This is a genomic window from Bartonella sp. AP30XZML (genome assembly GCF_042195945.1).
GTDB lineage: Bacteria > Pseudomonadota > Alphaproteobacteria > Rhizobiales > Rhizobiaceae > Bartonella.
This window is the reverse complement of record NZ_JBHIPJ010000093.1, coordinates 1-1,428: the sequence shown is the minus strand read 5'-3', so window position 1 is coordinate 1,428 and position 1,428 is coordinate 1. Positions and strand designations below refer to the sequence as shown.

At 45.1% G+C, this 1,428-nt stretch carries 1 protein-coding gene; it reads left to right on the top strand.

Annotated elements, in window-relative coordinates:
- The coding region (locus tag ACFIL2_RS06520; protein WP_375681713.1) for a DUF4815 domain-containing protein at positions 1–1,428 on the top strand (1,428 nt) is incomplete at both ends.

Below are 1,428 nucleotides of genomic sequence, written 5' to 3'. Positions count from 1 at the left end.
TCGCTATCGTGCAAAAATCACGGCTGATAAGGTAACAGCGCAGGAAATTACAGTATCAGGGGGTGCGGAGGGTGGTGATATTATCGTCAGTTACACTTATAAACTCCCCCGCATTGACCGTATTGGTCTCAACACAGGGGGCAATGTCGTCTATATCAAAGGGATTTCTTCAGACCAACCCATGGCACCCAGTGTCCCTGATGATGTGCTCTCTCTTGCTACCATTACCAATAATTGGCTTAGCCCCCCCCAAGTGGTCAATGATGGCACGCGTGTTGCCCCCTATGATGAGATGTGGCGTTATTTTCAACGGATACTCTCTCTTGATCGGTTGATGCAATTAGAGCGCATTAAAAACAATGTTGACTCTAAAGAGCCTGTTGCCAAAAAAGGCATGTTTGTTGACCCTTTTCTCGATGACAATTATCGCGATGAAGGGGTTCCCCAAACAGGGGCTATTGGTCATGGCATTTTACAGCTTGCCATTGATCCAACCTTTTACACCGCCCCCTTAACAGCGCCCGTTACCCTTGACTGGACAAATGAAGTGATCATTGCGCAAGAGTTGACAACGGCTTGCGAAAAAATCAACCCCTATCAAAATTTTGCGACCTTGCCTGGTACAGTAACCCTTGAACCCGCAACAGACTTTTGGCACGAACAGCGCACCGATTGGCTCTCAAGTGTCACCAATCAACTTAATATGGGATGGAATCGCGGGAGAACTATCCGTAACACAGAAGTGCGTGATGACTTGGTCAATGAAATCCGAGAACAAATTGATTTCTTAAGACAAATTACCCTTTCCTTTAAAATTGAAGGTTTTGGCAAAGGGGAAAAATTAGAAAGCTTTACCTTTGATGGCGTGGATATTTTACAAAAAATCTATTATTGTTTTACATCTCCCGATGGCGCTCTTGAAGGCGCTTTCACGATTCCACAAAACATTACGGCTGGCACAAAAAATGTTGTGGCACGGGGAAAAGGTGGAACCATTGCAACGGGACTTTTTACCGGACAAGGTGTGATTGATGTGAAAGTGATGCGGCGTACTACCACGGTGAAGATATGGACACAAGTAGACCCACAAGCGCAAGTCTTTACTCCCGATGAAACACGACAAATCACGGGGGTTGATTTCCATCTTTGTAAAATTGGTCATCAAAACCATGATCTGGTGATTGATTTGGTCAGTACAGAAAACGGTTATCCTACCGCTGATATTCAAGCACAAACCTCCTATTCCATGAAGGGCGCCAAAATCGGGTGGGCTGGAGCACGCTATGATGTACCCTTAACCGTTCCTGATGATCGTCTGACTGCCTTTGTCATTAAAACCGATGATAGTAATCATGCCGTCTCACTAGCAAAGCTTGGAGATTTTGATGTAAACAGTCAAAGATTTGTCTCAAGTCACCCTTACGTGAC